Raw genomic sequence first — 22,463 nt, 5'->3', positions numbered from 1 at the left:
CTGCCCGTCACCAAAGCCCTGAATCTTGTAATTGACTTGATGGCAGCAGAAGGAATGCTCGAAATAGTAGCCGATACTGATTTCAACGCTTGAAATCGATAAATAGTATTGCCGCGTCGTTCGATTCGTCGCCCATCGCATAACGATAAACGTGGATGGGGGGGGGGCCAATGCCAGCAACTGCATATTCTGTGAGGTTCGCGCGCGAACTCGATGTCGACCAACTCACGGTTCTGATGACCGGCACACAACCAACGCAGGATCACGACGGAGCTGAAATTCTCAGCGCGTTTGGCGACGCGATCCGCGCCGACATTCAATGTTCATCATGCGGCAAATTTGGAGCTCGCATCGTTCGCTCGGCACGGTCGCGAGCATCTAGGGCAATTCTCCGTCAAGCCCATTTCAGGTTTGTCGACCCTGACGGCGGCGACGCCCACCATCCTTTCTGCGAATTCTACGGGGACGACGAAACTCGCACGACCCAGGTTAGCCTCATCGACTTCGGATCGGAGAAAAGCGCGGAAACCCGAGCCGTGCGCCTCCTCGTCTGCAAAGGCATCGAGCAAGGAATATTTGACCAACGTCGTATCCGGGACATGCGGCAGTGGTTCTTCGACCTTAAATCCGCCACCCGTTTCACAGTATCGATGCCGCTAGAGGCGATTTCCTGGGCACACGCGCTTCAGCGCCATCCTTACCATCAGCGCTGGCAATTCCACCCATCCCAGGCCGAGATGCCGGCCTTCAATTGGAAGGCCGCCGCGAAAAAGCAATTCACAGAGGACCACCTTCATCTGTTTGATCTGGTAAAGGGGGGCATAATACCTTTCGAGGACGCGACATGGCGGCAGGCGAGCGAGCTCGCCCGGAAAAACCATGGCCGCGAGGTATTCAATGCCACCGTACTCCAGCCCTATTACGAGGCCGCGATCTCGCTCTGCGCCTTCGTCACCACAAACGGTGGCATCGATTTCGGCAAGGGTCGGATGGAAGTTTATCGCTGGAAAAGCCCATCAGTCGCGTTGCTCGCGCTGTGCGCCTTGGTGTTGTTCGTCTCGGATTGGAATATGAACACTGCCGTCGCAGCGTTCGCGAAGCTCCTGTCGGCGCCAGAACCCAGCAACCTCGCGCTTGGCAATGTCATCGGCCTCAACCCTTTTCACGAGTACGCCGCATGGCGCCTCGTTATCGCTTCCGCTGAGGTAACGTCTTTAAGCCCCAATGGGCTGGATTACGATGACCAACTCGCCTCGACTGAGGCAAAGCTTCGCGAACTTCATCGTCGGTGGAAAGCTGAACAACCCTAGTGGACGGGCTCCCTGACGTTAGTGATCGGCTTTTGGATAGGACTTAATCATGGAAGATAGTTGGCCGACTTGGCTCAAGGTGATGGAAAATGGGACGGTCGGCGAAGCGCGCACGCGCTCCTTTCTGATCGACCGCTTCTGGGTGCTAGAGCGCAGCGTCGACACCGACGGCGCCGATTTCCTCATTCAACGCCGCACCACGACACAGCGCTTCACGGACAAGGTTCCTCCTCGGGTCGGCGTGATCCAAGCCAAATACTTTCAGGACCGCCGCACCACCCATCACATACCGAAGAGCTATGTCGTCGACGGCCGAGGCACTCCGCTTGAAGGATTCTTCGCGCTTCTCCACGTCGGCAAAGAGGATGATGGCGAGATGTATCTCATGTCAGCGCGGCAGATAGCCGACGCGCTGTCCCTCAGCGCGAGCCACTCACCAGAAAGCTACGTCGTCGGCACCGCGGCGCTCCAGGAAAGCTACCGGGTCAAATCGCGCAAACTCGCGCTCGATCAAATCGAGCACAGCTTGAAGAGTCAGACCTACTATCAGTCCGCCGCTTTCCTGGACCAGCTCAACATCCCCTATCGACGCTTCAGCGAAGACGACATTGATTTCTCCTGGACACTTCCGCTTCCAAATCCGATCGGCGAAATTCCGAAGATGTTTGTGGAGCAAAAGGAAGGGCTACGGAAGATCGTCTTCGACATGGAAGAGGTGTTGGCCGCTATCGATGCCGTGCTGGTCGAGAAAGACCCACGCCGCGCGCTCGAACTGATGGATGACCTCCGATACCATGTCGATGGATACGGAAAGATCACCTTCGGAGGGAGGACGGACTTCCACTGGGGCGACTTTCCCGATGCTCTTGAGACGCACGATCGTTGGCGCAAGAGCCTGCAAACGGACGGCCTCCTGGAACCTTACATCTCTATTGGAGAGAAGCTGCAAGAGGCTCTCCTCTCGCACACCACAGATCATCCTTTGACCGACAAAGGCGATTTCTTGCAGGCGTCTCTCGAATATGAGCCGACCACGCTCGCCGTTTCCAATCTGTCCGTCACCTCGGGCAAGCCCTCCGAACGAGAGCCGCCGATCAAAACCCCCGGGCACGTTCGGATGGCAAGCGCTCTCGACGATTGGGCGCCTCGCAAGATGAAGCCGATGGACTACACAATTGAGAACGTTTGGTGGAACATCATGCGCAACGTCATCGAGGAGCGCTATCCGGACCCGAACTTCGACTAACGATGCGCGATCGCGCTGTCAGGACGCGCGTCCATTACCAGAAGCTGTTTCAACAGAATGAGCCTGATGCCGTCATCGGTGGGGCCGGCCTCAAGGGCGGCGTCGGCGGCGACGAGATCGCCGTGGGCCAGGCGGGCACAAATGGCGATATGAACAAAATCCATGAACTGATCCGCTCAAGCGTTAGCGATCCGGAACCTGTCCGTTCCGCACAAAATGGTCGAAGACGTCACTCTCCTCTTCTTCCTCCTGAAAGCGCGGGCCGTCCGATTCAAACTGCAGCACCGTGATCTCTTGATCGTAGCGGTCGGAGCGAAGGCACATCTCGTACACCGGCTCCGGAAACCACACGCCGGCTTGTTGCATGACGCCGGTCAACGCCGCGTCGGAATAGTCGCGTCGTGCCGCAAAGGCCTGCAGCGGGAGTTCGAATACGGCGTCCCTCGTGCGGATATAGCGCCCAGACCTAAGCGCCGCCTTGCTGGGCTTGGCCCAATGGGCGAACCCCTCGTTCGATACCACCACGATTGCCCGCGTCTCGGTGTATTCGAGCCAGCGCAGGATCGCCGCTGTCAGCGAAACGCCGTAGCGCTTTGCCAGTCGACCGAGCGCTTCGAAATCGGCGCGAGCCTTGGCGGGCAGTTGACGACGGAAGTCATGAAACGGCATCAGCAACGCGGCGGCGAACTCGTCGGCTTCCTGCTCGATGCCGGATCCGTCGCGACGAACCACCGCGTTCTCGTCGCAATAAATGCCGCCGTCGAAAAGCCCATCCTCCTCAATCAATTGGCGGTGCAGCACGTAGTGAGCGAACTCGTGCCCCACGGTGAACGAGCGGCGTCCGTCAGACTGACCGACATGGTACATGATCGCCCATTGGCGCGGCCGCTCCTCCCCATACACCAACGCGCCGACGCAGCCCGGGATGTTGCGCTCGACGACCTCGTGGATGGGGCTGTCGGGCTCGACCTTGCGAGAGTACTCCAACGCCAGGCCGATCACGTCGACCGGAGCGCGATCAAACCGATCCGCTCCAAGCACAAGGTCGAGCATCTGCGTGATGCGGGCCGCCTCCTTCAGCGGCCGGAGGTGGGTCGGCTCGCTCATTTGCGGGTCTTCGTGTCGAGGATGCGAGTCATCTCGCGAATCTGCCGGCGCGTTTCCTCCGGCAGGCCGCTATACTGCCGGAAGAAGGCGGTGTCCTCCGCCTCGCTGAGGGTCTGCGTGTCGGCCCCGATCAGGTAGTCGACCGTCACTCCCAAGGCGCCTGCAATCGCGGACAGCTTCTCGGCCGATGGCCTGGGCGGATTCTTGTTCTCGAGCTCCCAGATGTAACTCTTCGACGAGCCGGTCTCCTGCGCGAGCTGATCGAGCGTCAGCCCCTTGTTCGTGCGTAAGTCCTTGATCCGATGACCAAATTTCATAATCGACCCTTCTGCTCGATCCCCGCAACCTCGAGTTCGGAGTAGCTATATTCTATGTCCCTTGACAGACGCATTCAAGGTTCCCATCTTGTTCGGAGTAGACGCAAACGAACTCATATCATCCCGAACACCGCGCGGGCGGTGGCGAGATGCACAAACGCAGCCCCGCCACGGAGAACGATGTGAACATCCAACTTGCGCCGACTGGCCTCAATCCCTTCGACGACCCTCTCGACCGCATCCTCGCGGAGATCGCACTCAGCGTTCAGCTTCCGCCCTCGCTGCATGACAAGGCGAAGTCGCGCTACGAGGCTGTACGCCGCCACCTCGAAGCGACGACCGCCTTCTTCGACCAGATCGAGCACTTCTACCCGCAGGGCTCCATGGCGATCGATGCCACGATTTCAACGCGCGGCACCGACGATGAGTATGATCTCGACATCGTCTCGCAGCTCGGCGGCCGCTTTCGCGGCATGGCGCCGCTTGAAATACTGACAGAGCTCGAAGCCGCGCTCGCCGACTATCCTGTGCAGCGGGTGCTGCGGCAGACGCGCTGCGTTACTCTGTTCTACGCCGACAAGATGCATCTCGACGTCACGCCGTCGCTGCGCGTCTATGGCAGGCTCGATCGCGAGAGCCTGATCACCCACGCCAAGGGTCCGCGCCGGACGGTCGACGACCGGTTCGTCGACATGAACGCCTACGGCTTCGCGCAATGGTATGCGAGCAAGACGCCTCTCGAATTGCGCATGGCGAGAGAGTTTCAACGGCGGTGGCTTGACCATGCCGGCCTTGCCGCTCGCGCCGACGCAGATGTGGACGATGTTCCCGATCAGTGCGACTTCATCGTCAAGAACACTGCGACGCTCGCCCTACAGCTCCTCAAGCGCTTCCGCAACATTCGCTACGCCAGCTACACCGGCCGCATTCCGCCGTCGGTGATGCTCTCCTACTACGCCGGGCTCGCCGCACAGCCGAACATGTCGCTCAGCGCGATGCTTGTTCGCCTTGCGAGCTGGATCATCCGCGACATTGAGCAGGCTTCGCTTTACGGACGGCTCCTGCATATCGCCAATCCGGTCTGCGAGGCCGACGTCTTTACCGACCGCTGGCCGGAATCCATTGCTCAGCAGAACGAATTCGCCGGGCATCTGCGCGAGATGGTCAGTTCGCTTGAGGCGATGCGCAAGGGCGAGATGTTCCCCAACACGATGATGGACGCGTTGCGCGAGAACTTCGGAGACCGCGTTGTGACCCGGGCCGCCGACCAGATCGCGACCGAGATCGGTGGCGGCATCCAGCAATCCCGTCAGCTCTACACACGGCGGGGCGGTGTGCTGTTGCCCTCGGCCGCCACCATCGCGGCGCCGATCGTCAATCCGGCGGTTTCGGTGGCGCGCCCGCACACGTTCTTTGGGCGTAAGATCTGATGGTGGCAGCGATCCTCTCCATTGACGAGCAGATCGCCGCGATGAAGGCGACTTGGCCGCAGTTCGCTGCGCGCCGCGTCGACCGCCGCGCTCAGTCAGCGCGGTGGGTGGGAAGTGTGAGGCCGCAATATTCAGGCTACTCACTGGAAATCCGTTATGGGCTCGGGTCGTTCCCCGAGGTGCGGGTCCTCTCACCCGAATTGGTTCGGTTGCCCGGCAATCCCGAGGGGCAGCTGCCTCATGTCTATCCGCCTGTCGAGGATCCGACTCTTTGCCTGTTCGATCCTCGCGAGAGGGAATGGTCATCGGCGATGACCATCGCCAGCACGACCGTCCCTTGGGCGCTCGACTGGCTCGCCTGCTACGAACTTTGGTTGATGACCGGGCGCTGGACCGGGGGCGGGCGGCACGCCGGATCAGAATTCGCCGATGTAATGGAGACCACCCAATGAATTATATTCCGCCGCGCCGGTCCGACGGCACGATCCAACATGCTCGCCTGAAGCAATCATGGCCGCAGGCCCGCCCCTTTCGCATCCTGTCGATTGACGGTGGCGGAATTCGCGGCGTATTTCCTGCGGCCGTCTTGGCCGAACTCGAAAGCCGCTTCCTGGGCGGCGCCTCCATCGCCAATCACTTCGACATGATCGCGGGCACCTCGACGGGCGGCATCATCGCGCTCGCCCTTGCCCATGGGATGACGGCTGGGCAGGCCTTGAACATCTATCTTGAGCGCGGTGAGCGTATCTTTCCACCGTCGGCTGGGCTCGGCAAGGTGTCGAGGGCGCTGCGCTGGGTGTTCAAGCCGAAGCACGACCAGGCCGCGCTCAGAGAGGAGCTGCTGCGGATCTTCGGCGACAAAGTGCTCGACGATGCCGTCACCCGCCTGGTCATCCCGAGCTTCGAAGGGCGCCACGGCGAGCCGTTCCTATACAAGACGCCGCACCACCCGGACTACCAGAAGGACCGCCACAAGAAGTTCGCCCATGTGGCGCTCCATACGACAGCGGCCCCGTCTTACTACCCCGGTGTCGAGGACGACGGGTACATCATGATCGATGGCGGCATCTGGGCCAACAATCCGGTCATGAACGCCCTGGTCGACGCCTTGGCCTGCTTCAACATTGCGCGCGAGGACGTGCGTATCCTGAGCCTGGGAACAGGTGAGTCCACTTTTACTGTCGATGAGCGGGCGCGCAACGGCGGCATCAAGGATTGGGCGTTCATGCGGTCATTCAATGCGGCCGCCCGCGCACAATCCCGCAATGCGCTCGGCCAGGCCTATCTCCTGGTCGGCAAGAACAACGTCACACGGATCGATGTGCCGGAAAGCGACGCACCGATCGCGATGGATGACGTGCAGCGGTCGGTTCGGGAGCTCCCGATGGTGGCACGCAGTCTCGTTGAAGGCGCCGGACATCACATCGAGCGGGTGTTTCTCGATGGCGCGGTCGAGAAATTCATGCGTTGCCCGATGACGCAGGCGGCTCATCAGCCACTCGTCCTTACCGGGCTGTGAGCAAACGGCAGGCGAGCTCGCGCTCCCCCCAACGGGTCGAGAAGGTGTCGGAAACCTCAAACCAGCTTCCATCATTGCCGATGCCATGATTGGCGCCCATGCAAGAACACTGGCATTCATGCCCCAGCGCTTCCTGGCACGCCAGCGCGCAGATCTCCTGCTCGCGGTAGGGCTGGATAATATAGACTTTGCCGTATCTCAGCAGGGCTCGATCGACGCAGTCATTGAACCATGCCTTTGGCAGCTCCCAGTACGCGTGATCGCCGCCGATCCATTCAGGCTCCGTTCGCCGGCCGTTCTGCAGCCATTGCCGATTACCATCGGCGAACGGCAGTCGCACTCGGAGCTTCTCACCACGTCCGGTTCGACGCAGCAAGACGGGAATCTGCTTCTGCTTCCAGACGTAGCCAAGTGTAAGACGGTGCATAACCATTCGATTATTCAACCAATGGTTCGTGCTTCGCGCAATCACAGTCGCGACGAGATATACAGTTCACAGCGCGACCGCCCACGGGGCGACCACCTGGCTTTACCGATGCCGGTCCCACCCTCAATGGTGCGTTTCGCCGTAGAGCCGGCGGTTGTCGTAGCCACGCTCCCGCTCCGAGGGCAACGGGACCGGATTAACAGACCTTCTGCCGATCAGGGATCGGTCAGGAGAAGTCCTATCGAAGTCGGGTGAAGGGAGCAGTTTCCGATGGACGATCCACACGACCATCACGTCGTTCCACAATTCTTCCTCCGCAACTTCGCCATCGACGAGACGCGCACGAAGGTAACCACTCTGGCTAAGGAGGGAGCCGTCGCCGTGTGGATGGAGCGCTCGATCAAGAGCATCGGGTACGAGCGCGACTTCTACGTACATATGCAGGGCAATCGCCCGATTTCGGTCGAGACGGATATCAACCGGACGGTCGAGACGCCGATCAGTCGGAGCGACACCTGGGCCAAGATTGTCGCTGGACGCTCCGCCGACCTCGACCAGACCGACCGGCCTATTCTCTATTCGCTCGTTCGGCATCTCGAGGCCCGCACACCCCACTATCTTCAAACGAGCGCAGAGCTCGCCGCAATGGCGGCCGATCCTTCTTCCGAGATGGAGTTCACCCAGGAAGAGCGGGAGATGTACACGACCCTGCGCTCCAACCCAGATCTTGCGAAGCTCATGTTCAACGCGATGGCCCTGCGCTCGTTCGCAGACGATTATGACCGTTCGCTGATCCAGGTGGCACGGTCGCCGATCCCGCTCCGGTCTTCGACCACGCCCGTGCTGCCCGCGCCAGCTCCTGCACACGCCGCGATGGATTTGCCCCTCCCGGGAATGGTGCCGTTCCAGCGCGTGCTGGCGGTCGACCCGCACACGCTGATCCTGGTCGTCGTCGGCGACTTCGACGGAGCCTTCGTGAACGGGGAGATGCCGATCGAGCTGGCGCACGGCTTCAACCGCAGCGTCGCGGGCCAGTTCGCGCACTTTCCAAAGGTCCGGCACATGATCTGCGGACGGAACCGACTCGTCGAAGACATGACGTGGGCGCCATTCGAACTCGCATCAGACACTCCGGCTAAGATGATCTTTAAACGGCGATCCGCGCAGGCCGCGGTTAGCGAAGGCCCCAAGGCTTGATTTCCACTCCCCGCGTCCGGTCAGCCCGAAATGAACAAGGAATTGCGGCCTGAGCGGTCGCCGTAGCAGCTGGGCAAAGGTGCTCGAGGCCAACCGCCGCGCCGTCCTGTCGGCCAGCATGATGGCGATTCGCGGCAGCGCGAGGACGACTTCGTTCACCTCAGCGTATCACCAAGCTTGCCATCGTCGACAGTCGCAACGCGGCGTTTCCGCTGCCTCACGGCCGTGGCGACCAGGTCCGCAACGGCGGCTCCGGTCCCGATCCGTGTGTGCTTCCCCCTAAGGGCCTGCGAACGCGCGACATTTACATCCTCGACCTCCACATCGATACCATTCAGGTGAAGACGCGAATTTTTTGATAGCATATGACAGGGTGATATTATCTCAGCACATTACACTCCCTGGATAGAAAAACCGTGGACTCTGGATTTGTAGATCTCGACATACTCCTCACCCGAATTCGGCATCCCCAGTCGAAGGTGCACTTTCTCGACGCTGTGAAGGCCTACAAGGCAGGCGCGTTGCGCGGCGCACTCACGTCCGCCTGGGTTGCTCTCGCCTACGATCTGATCGCAAAATACCGCGAGCTCAGCGCCCTGGGCGATGCGGCCGCGACGGCCTTTCTGCAATCATGGGACAACGCCACTGCCGCGGGCGACATCGCCAAGCTGCTGCAGCTCGAGGCAGGCATCCTCGAAGATGCGACGGCAAACACGCAGGTCGTCAACCGCATTGCCCGAACGCATCTGGAGCGCCTTCGCGAGGATCGACATCTTTGCGCCCACCCCGCTTTCTCAGCCGAGGCCGATCTCTTCGAGCCATCGCCGGAGCTGGTGCGGCTCCATCTCGTCAACGCGGTCGATCTCGTGCTGTCGCAGGAACCTCTGCAGGGCAAGGCGATCTTCGACCTCTACGACGTCGACGTTCAGTCACCGGGCTTTCCAACGGCCTATGAGCGCATCCTCGACTACGTCGAGCAACGCTACCTCGCGCGGGTTCGCGCGCAGAACGTCCGCAATTTCGGCACGGTGCTCGCAAAATCCCTTCTTAAGGGCGTACCGGCCCAGTGGGAGCCGCTCCATCGTAAGATCATCCCCTCGCTGGTCACTGTGCGTGACCGCGCCCCTCAAGCTTGGCCGGACATCTTTGCGGCCATCGTCAGGCTGATCGACAATCTCGAGCCGGGGAACCGGCCCCGCGCCATTGCATTCATCGCTGCTTTTCCGGATTTCTGGCTCCAGCTTCAAGAGGCGACACGGACAGCCCTGCAAGCGACTGTCAACAACGCCGTCCCCGCCGCCCTCACCGACTATCGCATCCTGGCTGGCGTCACCGTCCCGCAATTCCGCGCAGCGCTGTTAGCCGTCATCGCCGGCCTCGATCGAGATCACCTCGTCAACGCGATCGCCTCACAGCCGCTCGCCGACTTGTGGCCCCGGGCAGTCGAAGAATATCAAGGCTCTGGTAGCTGGCGTAGATCAGAAGCGAACTTCAGCGACCTCATCACGCCGTTCGCCGGCCGCCTCAACGGCCAGCAACTCGATCGGCTCCTCGATGCCGTGATCGACAACGGACAGAACTGGGACGCAGCCGAGACAGATACCCTTCTGCTTGCTCTGCTGCGCAACGCGACGCCCGCCGACCGGCCGAGCCGTGACGCACGGGATCGCTTCTATCAACACATTGTTCGGATGCGTCGGATCGACAAATACGAAGACGTTCTCACCTTCCTGCAGACCGACGGCTGGGTGCCGCCGCCCCCTGAGCCGCCGGCTGATGACGACTAAGCCGCCGCGGGCAGCCCGGCCCGACGATGCCCGCAGAAATGAGCGTCATACAGACGGCTCCGGATCGCAGGCCGCCCGATCGGCTGGCGCCTGAACCCGCCCCAGCAAAAGCGGCAACTTGCTATTCTTGAAATCCCAATCCGATAGCGGCGCAAACCATTCCGGCGCCGCCTCGCCATGGAGCTGGATGACCTGGTCGCCATCGATGGTCTGCGCGGCATAATAACGGCTGAAAATCCGACTCGCCCAGCCAATGCCATCCCAACCCTGGTCGGAAGGTTCTTCCGGCGTGGCGACGAACTCGACACCGGCGAACTCGCCGCCGTCGGTAACTGCAAGCGGACCTTCGGTGGACCACTCGCCATAGAACAGAAGCACCTCTGCGAGCTTTCGGTCCCTGGGATCGGTCAGCTCGACGTCACCGCTGAAGAGTTTCGCTGATCCGATGATGAAGTTGGCCAGCCCCTCCGGGCTCAGCGAACGCGGCATATCGGTCGCCGCCCCAAGCACAAGCCGCAGCGGTGGCTTGGTCATGATGATTACCTCGCCGAGCCGCTCGGACTCATTGGCGAGAACCGCATCCTTCATCGTGACTCGAAGACCGCCATTTTGAGTGCGAAAGCGATCCGGCGAAATGACCGTCCAGATGTTCCACAGCGACCAGAATATCGCCAGCTTCAGCGGCGTTCCGACCATGTCCGCATAGGCCTGCAGCGAAGCCAGATAGGCCGCGGACATCCGCGTCTCCTGCTTGAACGGCTCCTTGATCCGGACATTCTTGACCTCGACCAGCCACTGCTCGCCCTCGTCGAGGACCATCCGGAAATCTGGAGCGCGGAAGGTGCCAGCGGCATGAACGCGGCCGGCGTCCTCAGTCTTCAGTAAACGAAAACGCCCCAGGCTGAGGACCGTCGCCTCGAACAGGCGCTCGGTTCGCGAGCCATGGATCAGAGTCGGGTCTGCCAATGCCTCCATCAGCTTGGGGCCAGCGTTGGCGATGAATCGCTCCACCAGCGACGGATCGTTCAGCGCGATGGCGTGTTCGCGCGCAAAAGCGGCCACCGACGTGAGCAAGTCGAAGGCCTTGGTCTTCCCGGGTCGTGGTGGTAGCTGGTCGCTCACGATCCCATCAGCCGCCCAGCGCCTCGACATCGGGCGGGTTCATATAGGCTCGGAAGCTGGCCAGATCCTCGTCGCTCGGATTCTCCGCCTCTGGAATGAACCGGATGGTCTCGGCGATGTCGCGGCGCGTGACGTAGCTGATGATCGCACCACCATTGCTCAACTCATATTCCATCGAGCCGCACCAGCGGTTCGGACGCGCAAGACCCGGCGCGAACGCGATTGGCTTCTTGCTACCCTTCTTGCTCACCTCATGCTTGGCGAGCGCCACCCGGATGAATTCGAGCGTGGTGAAGCCCATCTCCGTCCGCCGCAGGTCGAGCCGCATCTGCTCGACAAGCTCGGGCCGCTGTTGGGCGTCCCGCAATTGCTGCGCACGCAGCTCGCGATCGTAGTGGCGATATCCCAGCGCTCGTTCCAGATGGGCAGCCTTGAGATCGATACCCGAATTCTCGGCAAGCTTGATGACCTCCTCGCATCGTTGACGCCAAGTCCGCTGTAACTCGTAGGCGGCATAGATCCACATCGGTGAGAGCGCGCCCAACAACGCGATCTTCCCGCGCGGGGGCTCATCATCGAACTGATGGCTCATGACCTCATCCTCGAGCGCGTTCAGCGTATTGTCGACGAGGCAAAGCTGGCTCGCCTGCATCGTAAGGCAACGATTCTCGGCAAAGCCGGCCAAACTGATCAAGGCTTCATAAAGATCACTCGTTCCGATCTCGGCGACCTCGCGGTAGCGGGGCTGATCGTCTCGCTCATCGTCAAATTCCTCGGCGTCGGTCATGCGATGTCCCCGCCCCTTGCGACCCGATAGGGCGGATCGGTCACAGCCATCGGCAGAGGATCGGCCAGCCCCCAGAACCGCGTGGTCGCCCAAATGTAGCGAACTAGGTCGCACATCCGGATCCTGAGGTGCTCGCTTGCGATCCGCGGCCCCGCCAGGAGATCGTGATAGTCGTTGGCAGCATCGTCCCACAGCGCGGGCGAGATCGTCTTCAGCTTCTCGCAAGAAGGGCCTTCGCCATGGCGAACGACATTGGCGGCCATGAACATCTCGGTCAGATCGGCCCCCAACGCGCCCTGCTGAAGGTCGATGCCGGCGCGTTCGGCGCAGAGCGTCAGAAAATCCTGGAAGCCGCGCGACTTCGGCAGGTCTATCCCATCGCCGCGATAGATGGCCCGCGCCCAGATGCTCAGTTGGCGCTCGAAGATCGCGGCGAGCGTCAGGCTGAACGCCTTAGCCGCCTCGTTGGCGGTATAGTTGTCGATCTGCGCTGCGGCGCGATCGAGAAATTGTTCTATCGCCGCCGCTTCGCCCCATTCGAGCGACGCGTGGACCGGCAGCGCCTCCATTGCGGGCTGAATAACCTGCTCAAACAGCCGCGCCAGATTGGCCTGGAAGATACGCGGCAACTGGTCGCTTGTTTGCAACATCCCCCCTTTTTGGCCCGGGGACGGCAAGCCCCTCGTGCCAATCTGCGACGTGAATGTCAGGACGTTGCCGCTCACGACGATTCAGGCGCCGTCCTTCGGCATCGAGGCCATCACAGTTTCCCGCCGATGGCGCGCCGTCCAGAAGGCGAGAAGCAACATCCCCGCCAGTTTAGTCGCTTCGAAGAAAGTGTCGACGGCCTCGAAGTAGGTTTCGTCCCTTCGATGAGGATCATGTCCGCTGATCTGGAAATAAGCCATGCGCGTTTCATCGTCCGTACGGGCGATCGACACTTCGAAATGCTTGCCCGATAGATGCACGAAGTCCGAGGTGCGTTCATACACCGGGCTGATCCACGGATGCGTTTCCGCGAGCTTCTTGCGAATATGCGCGTCTGATAGCTTGTTCCCGTCCCGGTCCTTGAGCCGGTTGAACTGCTCGCCGTCAAGAACGGCCTTGCACGCCGAATCCACGTCATCGACAATCGACAGCGCATTGACCCGCATTGCCGTGTCGAGCTGCAGACGCAAAATGGCGGCTGCGCAGGGAAAATTGCGAGCATTGATAAGGTCGCGGAAACCGCGGGCCTGCGCCAACGTCCGGCGCATCGCGCCAAAAATGAAGAAGTCGGCATGCGAGAGGTCGGCCCCGACGCCGAGGATCCCCGCACCTTTTCGCATCAGCTCATCCTCGAGCTGCTCTATCCGCTTCAGTCGATCCGCAAGATTGAGATCGGCCATCATGCTCCGTTCTGCCGCCGCCGCCTGCGGCGCACCTCAGCCCTTCTGCCCATTCATTATACATATTTCGGGAAAGGCTCTGCGCAAGGTCTTGCCCGCAAGCATGGCGCGCGAAGTGGGACGAATGTCATCGACGTTTCTACGGAATTCCGGCTTCCCGCCGCGCAGCCGCGGGATTCTGCCGGTCGCGTCAGCCTGCCGCTGTCCGACGCGAGGCGGTCGCGGCCGGTTCCGCCTCGCGAAGAATGGCGTCGCGCCCGGCATACAGCGGCATCGCCCCCTTGATGCCGGTGGCGTGCCGGCGCATCAGAGTGGCTGTCGCGTCGCGATCTCCCGCGCGCGCAAAGGCAAAGCCCCGAACCTCGCAGCCCATCGCCGGAGCTGCCTGGTCTGGACCTCCGCCTCGATTCCCTCGGCGATGACGCACATCCCAAGGCGCCGCGCAATGTCGATCAGGCCCTCGACGATCACCAGGCTCGGATCCTCGGGCCACAGCCGGCCGATAAAGGCTTGGTCCATCTTGATAAAGTCGACAGGCATGTTGACCAGATACGTCAGCGACGCGCAGCGCGTCCCGAAATCGTCGAGCGTCACCCGGACGCCGGCCACCCTGAGTGCCGCGATCTCGCGCGCCATCACCCGGTGCCGCCGCCCCGATATAGACGTCCTCGCTCACCTTCCATCATCAGATGTTCGAGACTGATGCCGGCGCGGCCGAAGGCGCCCTCGGCTTTTCGCGCCAGACTGCCGGTGTAGAAATCCGCCGTCGACACGTTGACGCCGACCTGGTTGATCGGCAGGCCTTGACCCTGCCAGAAGGCGATATCCTCGGCGCCCTTCGCCAGCATGCACTGGGTCAGCGCGACCGCGACATGAGCATCCGTCGTCCCTTCGCGGAACGCCTGCGCCGGGACCATCTCACCGTCGATCGTCCTCATCCGACATAAGGCTCCCAGGCCGACGATCTCGTTCGTGTCCAGCATCACAACGCCTGTATCCGCTCGTCCGCCAAAGCATTCGCGACGTCGCGAATAGCGTCCCGACGGTGCGTGATCCTCGTCCCGGTGCCAGGCCAATAGCGGACAAAGCCGCTGCGGCCGGTCTCTTGGCATGGTAGAGCGCGAAGTCGGCCGCCTCGTTCACCGAAACCGCCGTAGCTTCCGACGGCCCGAGAACCGCCCCGCCGATCGTCGCGCGCGGCACGACCGAATGGCCTTCGGTATGACGACGAATTCGTCCGCACCGAACATTGGCTGCAGATCAGGCGCCGCACCAACCATATGATCTCCATGTGCAAAATCGGCCCGCATCTCGCCGCCGACCCTCTGACTCCCCCTAATGTCCGCCGCGGCGGAAGGCGTGGGGTCAGTCATCACCGCAAAAGCTGCCGGATTGTCTATGACCGCAGCCATGATGGGCGCGGCAACTATGAGCGCCAAACCCGGGTAGTGAAGCCGGGTGACATGGGAAGGCGGAGGCGGCCCGCGCCCTCCAGCCGCCGGCACACAGCTCTTGTGCTGCCAGGTCCACCCATTGCATGTTATGATTATGATTCATCTGAAATATAGAGTTTTTGTTGCACACTTTGGCGGTGCACTTGTCTGCCATGGTCCGTTTCACTAGACAGTCGTTATGGCCCGGATCAATCTAAAGAAATTTATTGCCGAACACTATAAGGGCGGCGTCACAGCGCGGGACGTCATCCGCGAGGGCGTCACGAATTCGATCCACGCCGGTGCAAGAACCATTTCAGTCGATCTGTGGTTCGAGAGGCAGTCGGGGTTGTTCGGCGACGAAGAGCGTACGGTCCTCGACAGGATAACGATTTCCGACGACGGCGAAGGCTTCACGCAGGACAATCTTAATTATTTCGACGAGATCTGCACGGGCCACAAAGACGATATCGGCGGCAAAGGTGTCGGCCGCCTTGCGTTCCTCAAGTATGCCAATCGGGTCGAGATCCGGAGCCAGCTTTCGACACAGCTAGTCGAATTTCGCTATACACCCGACTTCAAGCCGGACGACGTCAAGCGAACGACCTCATCCGGGTCGCAGAAAACGACGATCACCCTCACCGAGCTGAGGGAGAAGATCAACACACAGGTCGCTAAGCTCGTCAATTCGATGTGCGACGATCTGCGGCTTTTGCTGTTTCTGAAGAAACAGGCTGGCCAAATTATAGCGATCAAGTTCACCCATAACTCCAAGCAGCCGTTCACTGAGGATTTCATATTTTCGGGCGAACACATCGAGGCCCTGAAGACTAGGACCTTTGAGGTCAGCGGTGAGATCTTCGATTGTTATCTCTTTCGGGAAGATGCGCCGCGAAAAGGCATCATTGCAATGCTTTGCGCGGATGAACTTTGCGTAGAGGAGTATCAGATTAGCAAGCGGTTCGACATTTGCCGCTACTTGATCTCGATCACTTCGAACTATCTGAACCGAAGCTCCAATATCGAACGCCAGAAGCTCGAAATACCAAAGGCCGATGCAGATACCGATCTGGTGTCGCCGATTAGCCGCGAAAAGCTCATGCCGCGTATTCACGAAGAATGCCTAGCCATGATCAACGAGACGGCGGAAGGGGATATTGATGCGTTCAAACTCGGAAACATTGACAAATTGAGGAAATACTACCCGTTCATCACGATCGAGTCGCTGCACGGGGACGCCGCCATGCTAGACGCGGACGAGATCGTCAAAACCTACAGAGCGCAACAAGCGAGACGCGAAGACCAGATCGTCGAGGCCATAGAAGAAGGCCGGAAGGTCGATTTCGACGATATTTCCCATCTCGCCAGTGACGACCTGGCGCGGTTCATCATCCATCGCGCTCTGCTGATCGATTCACTCGCCAAAATGCCGCGAGAGTCAGCGGAAGACGTTCTCCACAACGCGATCCTCCGCAAGAGAAGCGACGGAGACGATATCCGCGAAAACAACGTTTGGCTGGTGGACGACAAATTCCTGTCCTACAGCAGCATCTATAGCGATGAGACCTTGGCAAAAATAGTCCGCGAAGTTGGTGCGGAGACAGAATCGAAGCAGCAACGCAAGCCCGACGTTGCGGCGTTCTTTTCTAAGGACAACGAAGGCCGCCCAAATAAGCTTGTCATCGTCGAATTTAAGAAGCCCGGCGCGGATATTTTTGAGAACAACAAGGCTCTCCTCCAGTGCCGCTTGTACGCCACTGAACTCGTTGACCGGATCAAAACGGTAAGAGAGGTCTTTGCCTTCTCAGTGGTTGAGATTGACGACGAATTCTACAAAGACATGAAGAGAACTGGGTTCAAAGACGTATTTTCTTTGAGTGAGCGAGTTGTCTATGATGACTTCGTCATCGGAGCATCGGACGATATTCCACTGCATCTCTACGTTATGCCCGCCTCGGCATTGATCACAGATGCGAAGGCGCGAAATCGCGTCTTCGAGGAGGTGCTTCGATTCAACATGGCGCATAGGCGCGATGCCGTAAGTCCGAAGTAGCTAAGATCGCAGCCGTTCCAAGGATTACAATCCGAGTTCAACCCGAACGCTACGAACAATTTGCTACAGCGCGGCCGCAAGGACTCAAACCGGTGCGGCAGCGCTATATGATGATTTAACTGACGTTTTGGTAGCGGAGAGGGACTCGCCCCCTGTCCCCAGGTTCTATGATTCCGGCGTTCGCCTATCTGGTCCGCTCACCGCCTCGTGTTCCGTCGCGCCCGTCTCTGTCGACGTCCCGCTCCGCTCCGCGCCGTCGGCTATTGGCAAGCTCCGAAAGCTCGTTCTTCAGCGCACGCCGGCGGGTTTCGACGGCAGGCATGTCGTTGACGAATTGCCGGATCTGTTGCGCCAGCACATGATCTGCTGCCACACCTGAGCGCTGGAGCTCAGCGGCATAATCGAGATATCGCCGCCGGATCGCGTCCTGGCGTGACTTGATCTGTTCGTCCCAACGATGTTTGGCAGTCCTGCCGCCTCTCACCTCCGAAAGGACCTCCTTACGCGCGAACCGGTCGACATCGGGCATGGCTTTTCGCTTGCGCATAGCGAGGACCACCCCGCGGTCGCCCTTCCGAACCCGTCCGCGGGTTCGCCGCGGCGTTGCCTCTGCCGCGATCCCGCGAAGCTGAAGTTCGCCAGCAAACCGCTCCCGCCACGCCTGAAGATCCGCCTTGCGGGGATTGAGACGCTTGCCGTTATGGCCCAAGGATCGGACGGTCAAGTGCACGTGGGGATGTTTGTCGTCGAGGTGTTGGACGAAAGCGTAGTCGTGATTGTAACCAAACGTCTCGATGGCAAATGTCCGGGCTGAATCCTTGACTGCGACGGCGTCGGTGCCAGCCGGCATCGACAGAACGATGTTGATCGAAAGCGATCCATCGCGGCGTCGCTTGTCGTCGAGACCGGCATCATCCTCCCAGCGTTGCTGCAGATCTTTCAATCCGGAACGACCCGCCAGCGTCGCGCCCTGCTCTGTTTCTGCGTCGAGCTCGCCGTTTCGCGTGATGTATGCGAGGTGCGCCTTGAGATGCGCCACACCTTTGGTGCGACCGGTGATCTTGACCATCACCTCTGGTGCTCTGCGCACGATGCGTTCGAGCTTTGCACGCATCGCCGGCGTAACGCCACCTGGAGCAGCCGGATCGGGGATATCCCATTCGGCTCGCCGGGGACGCCGATTGGGCGTCTCCCAGACATACGAGATCGGCGGAAGTTCGGCGGCTAGGTCGGTCGGCCGCGGCGAGGAGCGTCGACTCATCGCCTTCCATCCCAATAATCCGCGTTGCCGTGCAGCGCATTACGCAATTCCGCGAGCTCTCTTTCGATGACCAATTTGGCCTCTTGAATTGCGGATAGATCGGGCTCAACCGCCCTGCCCTGCAGCACACTGGTGTTTGCGGCGCGCGCGATCTGGTTGATGTTGCCGCCGATCCGGTTGAGCTCGCGCACGATCGCGCGAAGCGCCTCATGCTCGTTCGGGGAATGCTGCACTGGCGACCCCAGCCGTGAGCGCACCAGCGCGACGATCCAACCGGTTCGCGTCATGCCACGCTGATGCGAGACCTCCGCGAGCTGCCGCATCTCGCTCTCGCGAAATCGCACCGTCACCTTTTCCGGCCGTCCGACCGGCAACGCCAAGATGCGCGGTGCGGGCGCAGCTAGTGCCTCAGCAATGAGACGCCGCAGAAGCGCGGACTTACCGCCGTGGGTTGCTGCCAAAGCTGAGAACTGCGCCGCGACTTCGTCCGAGACGCGAAGCGAGATCAGAGCCATGCACGTCAATCCCAATTGCGATGTAATACATCGCTGGCGCGAAGCCTATCCTGCACTAGAAGACGCGAAAACTTCCATCGCCTCCGTGTTGGTTCAAACCATCGGGCTCGGCAGTCAAGGCTAGGCGGTTGCCGCAGGTGAGATCCAACACAGTCGACGATCGATGAGGAGAGGTCTTCTGGGAATGGCGCAGCCGTAACCCCTAATGCTGGTACTCCACGACCGCCACGCGGGCAGAGTCGCAACATTGGCACCGAATATGTGGACCGCGGCTTTCCAGCAGCCTCCGGCCTCTCTACGGCGCTGTGGGGGGCGCGTTCGGCCTCCGGCTGCTGCGCTAGCGCGCCATCCTTCGGATGGGAAATCCGCTCCGCCGTCGCAGCAAATGTAGCACTGTCTCCGGGGAGGCTGTTTAAGAGGAGCTTCATGCCGACAGGATCTCTTCGATTGTGATCGTCGATGCTGGAACCTCTTCCGCGTCCTCTGCACCATCGATGAGCAGCACGGCATGGCGAGAACCTTGAGACGCGAGTCGATCGACCAGAAGACAGCCCTTGCGATCTCGGTGACGCACTCTGATCGTCAGTGACGTGCTCATTCCCTCGCTCCGATTGGCCGAAGAGTTGGGGAGCTTTCCTGCGGCAGCCCTCTCACGGCCTCTCTCTATGGCTTGCGACGCCACTTGCGGTGCGACCGGGCCTCGTGGTGGTTGAGCTCCAGGAGCCCCTTCGTCATCAGCAGGGGAACCACGGACTTTCGTGCGAACTTCGCGAGCCAGTTGCCGGGCGTGAGCGTCGGTGAAGCTCTCCTGTTCTGCGCACAAAGTCTCAATCGCGTTGGGCTGCTCACGCCAAGCCTGGTAGAGCTCATACACAGCGCGGATTGATGAGCCGGCAAGCTTCGAGCGAAGGAACTCCGGCATATTCTGGACCGATGCGTAGCGAGATACCCAATCCCTGGGTTTGCCGAGCTTGCGCGAGATGTCGGCTTGATTGTCACCCTGCTCCAAGCGGTCCGAGATGAACGCCGCTATTTCTGGGGCATTGAGGTCATCGCGCTGGATATTCTCGATCATCTGAACATAACGATCGGCAGAACCAGCCACATGAATGAAAGCCGGGATATCACGGAGCCCGGCGCGCTTAGCAGCACGATACCGCCTCGCACCCATGACGATCACGTACCGCCCCTCCTCGGTCGCTTGCCGCAGCACGATCGGTTGCAGCACGCCATGCTGAAGGACCGATTCTGCAAGCTCGTCGAGTTTCTGCTCATCGAAGCTGCGACGGGGCTGGTCCGGATCCTCGTCAATGCGGTCGATAGAGATGCAAGTCGGTTGCCCGATTGTGGCCGCACCATCTTCCGCGGCGGCGATGAGCTGCTTGAAGCTGAGATCAAGCGCCATGTGCCGACTCGTCCATCTGCGCGACGATCTTGGCGAGAACATCGCGGATTTCCCGACCAGCCTCCTGCGCAGAGCGGCGCTTCAGCTTCCAGACCGGCAGGCGTTCCGCGACGGCTTCAGCGTAGCCGTCCCTTGCAACGATCTGGCCCGGGAACACATATTTGCCAGCCTCGCGCAAGAGCTGCTCAAGATGTGTCCTTTGACGGGGCGATTTCGTGTTGAAGTTCGAGGGCAGCAGCCCGAGGAACTTCGTATCCTGACGGCCATAGCGCCTCTGCACGCCGATCACGGTCTGCATCAGACCTTTGACGCCCTTGATCGAATAGTCCTCCAGATAAATAGGGGCCAGCACATGCGACGCTGCAACCAAACAGCCGACACTGCGAAGTCCAAGTGACGGCGGCGTATCGATGACGCAGGCATCGAACTGATCCGACGCGATCGCGAGGTTCTCTTGCAGAGTCGTTATGGCGGCTGCATTGCTCCGATCGAGATCAGTCAGTGAGCTATCGGCCGGCGCGAGCGTCAGGCCTTCATCGGCTCGAGGTACGACCCGTACCCCCGGCTTGAACAAATCCGCGGCTAACGTTGAACCGGCGTACTGCCTCAACGTGTCCGACGCATTGCTCTGCGCATCAACGTCGATCATGAGAACGCGGAGATTTGTTTCCGCCATGAACCACGCCAAATGCACAGCAAGGGTGGTCTTGCCGACCCCGCCCTTTTGATTGTTGATGACAATGGTCTTCATATTAAGGTCCGAAATGGGTCTGACGGCGCGGAGGCATGTCCTCGTCCGTCATGACACGGGGGATGTTGGTTTGAACCAACAGCGATCACCGGAACGATCCCGGAATTCATCCGACGAATCCCCTGCCAGAAGAGACAGGTCAGTCATAGTCGTCGGGAGGAGCAGCTTCTGGGAAGCGAGACAGAGCTTATGCGGTGCCTGGCAGCCGCAACACTATCGCGAGAGGATCGTCACGCGAATGCGCGGAGACCGCTTGCGGGCTCCGGGAGCGTCGCCGCAGCGGCGCGAGTAGAGCCGTCCCCGGAGGGGCTCGCCCAAGCGGACATGGCTGTCAGAGTGGACCCGCCTGGATACGAAATTTATTTTTGCGACGGCTATCTGCACGCTCGGAATACGTTCTACCTATCGCGAGAAAGATTCGTGTCGTTCCTCTCGAGGCCGCCCGCTGTAGCGACAAAAATTCCGACACCGCCAAAAACTGGCCTTAGGAAGTTTGAATCAAGGGCCGATCTCTTGCGGCCGGCTGTTGTGACGAAGCCGGCGCAATTGCAAGTTGGGCATTGCGACGCGCGCGCCCCGAAAGCGAAGTCGCCGTTGAAGAAAGATTTAATTGGGCAACGGGTCCCGGAGCAACTGACCTATCGATAAAATGAGACGTCTGCCCGGTCGATTCATAAAACTCATTGGACGGCATTTGCGAGGGAGAGCAAGAATCCGTCTGTGCCGAAACCCGAACCAGACTGCTTCATCTGCGCCGCATCGATGCCACGTGCAATATGCGGCGGTTTTATGCGCTGCCCACGCAGCCGACCTTGTTCGGCGAAATGTCGCCGATCCGCGATTGAGGCCGGATGGGGACGAATGGCCAGACCAGGATGCAGACCTTCGATGGCAGTGCAGAGGCGGTTGACGCGTTAGGACGGCTGCAGCGTATCAAACGGAGGCGCGGTTACGCTGCAGTGGACGAAAAGCTGCCATAGTCTAGAAATTTTTCCGGGACTGCGGCTCCGCCTGTGATATCGGCTCTATCTGTTCCACTGCTGTGATGTCAGACGAGCACGATCGAAACAAGACGGAGCTCGCCTCATGACGACTGCCAATGAGATCGCCGAAAAGATTGCAGCCGAGAACGACCTGACAAAAGCTCAGGCGAAAACAATCGTTGACAGCGTGTTCAAGGCGATCGCTGATGCGGCCGCGGGCGGAGCCGAGACGAGCCTTCCCGGGTTTGTCAAGGTCAAGGTCAAGGATAGCCCCGCTCGTGAGGGCCGCAATCCGTCGACCGGCGCAACGATCGCGATCGCAGCTTCCAGGAAGCTGACCTTTACGCCTGCCAAAGCTATGAAGGATGTTCTGAACGGAGGCGCGGCAGCTAACGACGGTGCATCGTAAGTCGCAAGACGAGGGG

At 60.3% G+C, this 22,463-nt stretch carries 22 protein-coding genes and 1 pseudogene; 9 read left to right on the top strand and 14 right to left on the bottom strand.

What is annotated here, in order from left to right:
* Positions 1-170 precede the first annotated feature (170 nt).
* A complete protein-coding gene (locus RAD10_RS38810; protein WP_461621599.1) occupies positions 171-1,310 on the top strand; it encodes a hypothetical protein in 1,140 nt (379 codons plus the stop codon).
* Between the two features lie 49 nt (positions 1,311-1,359).
* Positions 1,360-2,556 carry a hypothetical protein gene (locus RAD10_RS38805; RefSeq protein ID WP_461621598.1) on the top strand — a complete coding sequence of 399 codons (1,197 nt, stop codon included), beginning with the start codon at positions 1,360-1,362 and terminating at the stop codon, positions 2,554-2,556.
* On the opposite strand, the gene RAD10_RS38800 is transcribed toward RAD10_RS38805, so the two are convergent.
* From RAD10_RS38800 to RAD10_RS38790, 3 genes are read right to left on the bottom strand one after another with little or no spacing between them, the layout of a single operon-like run.
* Complete coding sequence (locus RAD10_RS38800) at positions 2,553-2,720, bottom strand: hypothetical protein (RefSeq protein WP_461621597.1); 168 nt, start codon at positions 2,718-2,720, stop codon at positions 2,553-2,555. The two genes, RAD10_RS38805 and RAD10_RS38800, sit on opposite strands and share 4 nt — an antisense overlap.
* 19 nt (positions 2,721-2,739) lie before the next feature.
* Positions 2,740-3,663, bottom strand: a complete 924-nt coding sequence (locus RAD10_RS38795; RefSeq protein ID WP_461621596.1) for an ImmA/IrrE family metallo-endopeptidase — start codon at positions 3,661-3,663, stop codon at positions 2,740-2,742.
* Positions 3,660-3,980: a helix-turn-helix domain-containing protein gene (locus RAD10_RS38790; protein ID WP_461621595.1), complete on the bottom strand. Its 321-nt coding sequence runs from the start codon at positions 3,978-3,980 to the stop codon at positions 3,660-3,662. The genes RAD10_RS38795 and RAD10_RS38790 overlap by 4 nt, the downstream gene beginning before the upstream one ends.
* A gap of 182 nt (positions 3,981-4,162) precedes the next feature.
* On the opposite strand from RAD10_RS38790, the gene RAD10_RS38785 reads away from it, so the two are divergent.
* Both RAD10_RS38785 and RAD10_RS38780 read left to right on the top strand, forming a co-directional pair.
* Positions 4,163-5,410: a nucleotidyltransferase domain-containing protein gene (locus RAD10_RS38785; protein ID WP_461621594.1), complete on the top strand. Its 1,248-nt coding sequence runs from the start codon at positions 4,163-4,165 to the stop codon at positions 5,408-5,410.
* A 448-nt stretch (positions 5,411-5,858) separates the two neighbouring features.
* On the top strand, positions 5,859-6,929 hold the full coding sequence (locus tag RAD10_RS38780) for a CBASS cGAMP-activated phospholipase (RefSeq protein ID WP_461621620.1): 1,071 nt from the start codon (positions 5,859-5,861) through the stop codon (positions 6,927-6,929).
* On the opposite strand, the gene RAD10_RS38775 is transcribed toward RAD10_RS38780, so the two are convergent.
* Entirely contained in the window at positions 6,916-7,362 is a 447-nt protein-coding gene (locus tag RAD10_RS38775; protein WP_461621593.1) for a hypothetical protein, read from the bottom strand. The two genes, RAD10_RS38780 and RAD10_RS38775, sit on opposite strands and share 14 nt — an antisense overlap.
* Before the next feature lie 264 nt (positions 7,363-7,626).
* Here RAD10_RS38775 and RAD10_RS38770 point away from each other — a divergent pair, with 264 nt between their 5' ends.
* Together RAD10_RS38770 and RAD10_RS38765 are read left to right on the top strand one after the other, a co-directional pair.
* The gene (locus RAD10_RS38770; protein ID WP_461621592.1) at positions 7,627-8,553 is read left to right on the top strand and encodes a DUF4238 domain-containing protein; all 927 of its coding nucleotides are present in this window, start codon (positions 7,627-7,629) and stop codon (positions 8,551-8,553) included.
* Between the two features lie 416 nt (positions 8,554-8,969).
* A complete protein-coding gene (locus RAD10_RS38765) occupies positions 8,970-10,340 on the top strand; it encodes a hypothetical protein (RefSeq protein ID WP_461621591.1) in 1,371 nt (456 codons plus the stop codon).
* Between the two features lie 45 nt (positions 10,341-10,385).
* Here RAD10_RS38765 and RAD10_RS38760 read toward each other — a convergent pair whose 3' ends face one another.
* The 6 genes from RAD10_RS38760 to RAD10_RS38735 form a co-directional block, all read right to left on the bottom strand.
* Entirely contained in the window at positions 10,386-11,462 is a 1,077-nt protein-coding gene (locus RAD10_RS38760) for a hypothetical protein (RefSeq protein ID WP_461621590.1), read from the bottom strand.
* A 7-nt stretch (positions 11,463-11,469) separates the two neighbouring features.
* Positions 11,470-12,249, bottom strand: coding sequence for a hypothetical protein (locus RAD10_RS38755; protein WP_461621589.1), 780 nt, complete (start codon positions 12,247-12,249; stop codon positions 11,470-11,472).
* Positions 12,246-12,974, bottom strand: coding sequence for a hypothetical protein (locus RAD10_RS38750; protein WP_461621588.1), 729 nt, complete (start codon positions 12,972-12,974; stop codon positions 12,246-12,248). The genes RAD10_RS38755 and RAD10_RS38750 overlap by 4 nt, the downstream gene beginning before the upstream one ends.
* 6 nt (positions 12,975-12,980) lie before the next feature.
* Positions 12,981-13,640, bottom strand: a complete 660-nt coding sequence (locus RAD10_RS38745; RefSeq protein ID WP_461621587.1) for a hypothetical protein — start codon at positions 13,638-13,640, stop codon at positions 12,981-12,983.
* A 303-nt stretch (positions 13,641-13,943) separates the two neighbouring features.
* Positions 13,944-14,273 carry an EAL domain-containing protein gene (locus RAD10_RS38740; protein WP_461621586.1) on the bottom strand — a complete coding sequence of 110 codons (330 nt, stop codon included), beginning with the start codon at positions 14,271-14,273 and terminating at the stop codon, positions 13,944-13,946.
* The gene (locus RAD10_RS38735; RefSeq protein WP_461621585.1) at positions 14,273-14,620 is read right to left on the bottom strand and encodes an EAL domain-containing protein; all 348 of its coding nucleotides are present in this window, start codon (positions 14,618-14,620) and stop codon (positions 14,273-14,275) included. The genes RAD10_RS38740 and RAD10_RS38735 overlap by 1 nt, the downstream gene beginning before the upstream one ends.
* 649 nt (positions 14,621-15,269) lie before the next feature.
* Here RAD10_RS38735 and RAD10_RS38730 point away from each other — a divergent pair.
* On the top strand, positions 15,270-17,123 hold the full coding sequence (locus RAD10_RS38730; RefSeq protein WP_461621584.1) for an ATP-binding protein: 1,854 nt from the start codon (positions 15,270-15,272) through the stop codon (positions 17,121-17,123).
* A 184-nt stretch (positions 17,124-17,307) separates the two neighbouring features.
* Here RAD10_RS38730 and RAD10_RS38725 read toward each other — a convergent pair whose 3' ends face one another.
* The 4 genes from RAD10_RS38725 to RAD10_RS38710 all read right to left on the bottom strand — a co-directional run bounded on the left by RAD10_RS38725 (position 17,308) and on the right by RAD10_RS38710 (position 21,055).
* The gene (locus RAD10_RS38725) at positions 17,308-18,384 is read right to left on the bottom strand and encodes a relaxase/mobilization nuclease domain-containing protein (RefSeq protein ID WP_461621583.1); all 1,077 of its coding nucleotides are present in this window, start codon (positions 18,382-18,384) and stop codon (positions 17,308-17,310) included.
* Entirely contained in the window at positions 18,381-18,899 is a 519-nt protein-coding gene (locus tag RAD10_RS38720) for a plasmid mobilization protein (protein WP_461621582.1), read from the bottom strand. Before RAD10_RS38720 ends, RAD10_RS38725 begins: the two co-directional genes overlap by 4 nt.
* 424 nt (positions 18,900-19,323) lie before the next feature.
* The gene (locus RAD10_RS38715) at positions 19,324-20,304 is read right to left on the bottom strand and encodes a ParB/RepB/Spo0J family partition protein (protein WP_461621581.1); all 981 of its coding nucleotides are present in this window, start codon (positions 20,302-20,304) and stop codon (positions 19,324-19,326) included.
* Positions 20,294-21,055, bottom strand: coding sequence for a ParA family protein (locus RAD10_RS38710; RefSeq protein WP_461621580.1), 762 nt, complete (start codon positions 21,053-21,055; stop codon positions 20,294-20,296). The genes RAD10_RS38715 and RAD10_RS38710 overlap by 11 nt, the downstream gene beginning before the upstream one ends.
* Before the next feature lie 776 nt (positions 21,056-21,831).
* Here RAD10_RS38710 and RAD10_RS38705 point away from each other — a divergent pair.
* Together RAD10_RS38705 and RAD10_RS38700 are read left to right on the top strand one after the other, a co-directional pair.
* A pseudogene (locus tag RAD10_RS38705) lies at positions 21,832-22,035 on the top strand (WGR domain-containing protein).
* 106 nt (positions 22,036-22,141) lie between these two features.
* Positions 22,142-22,447, top strand: a complete 306-nt coding sequence (locus tag RAD10_RS38700) for an HU family DNA-binding protein (protein WP_461621579.1) — start codon at positions 22,142-22,144, stop codon at positions 22,445-22,447.
* Positions 22,448-22,463 lie beyond the last annotated feature (16 nt).

Source organism: Bradyrhizobium sp. 23AC (genome assembly GCF_054863025.1).
The sequence above is the reverse complement of the archived record's forward strand: the minus strand, read 5'-3'. Positions and strand labels throughout refer to the sequence as shown.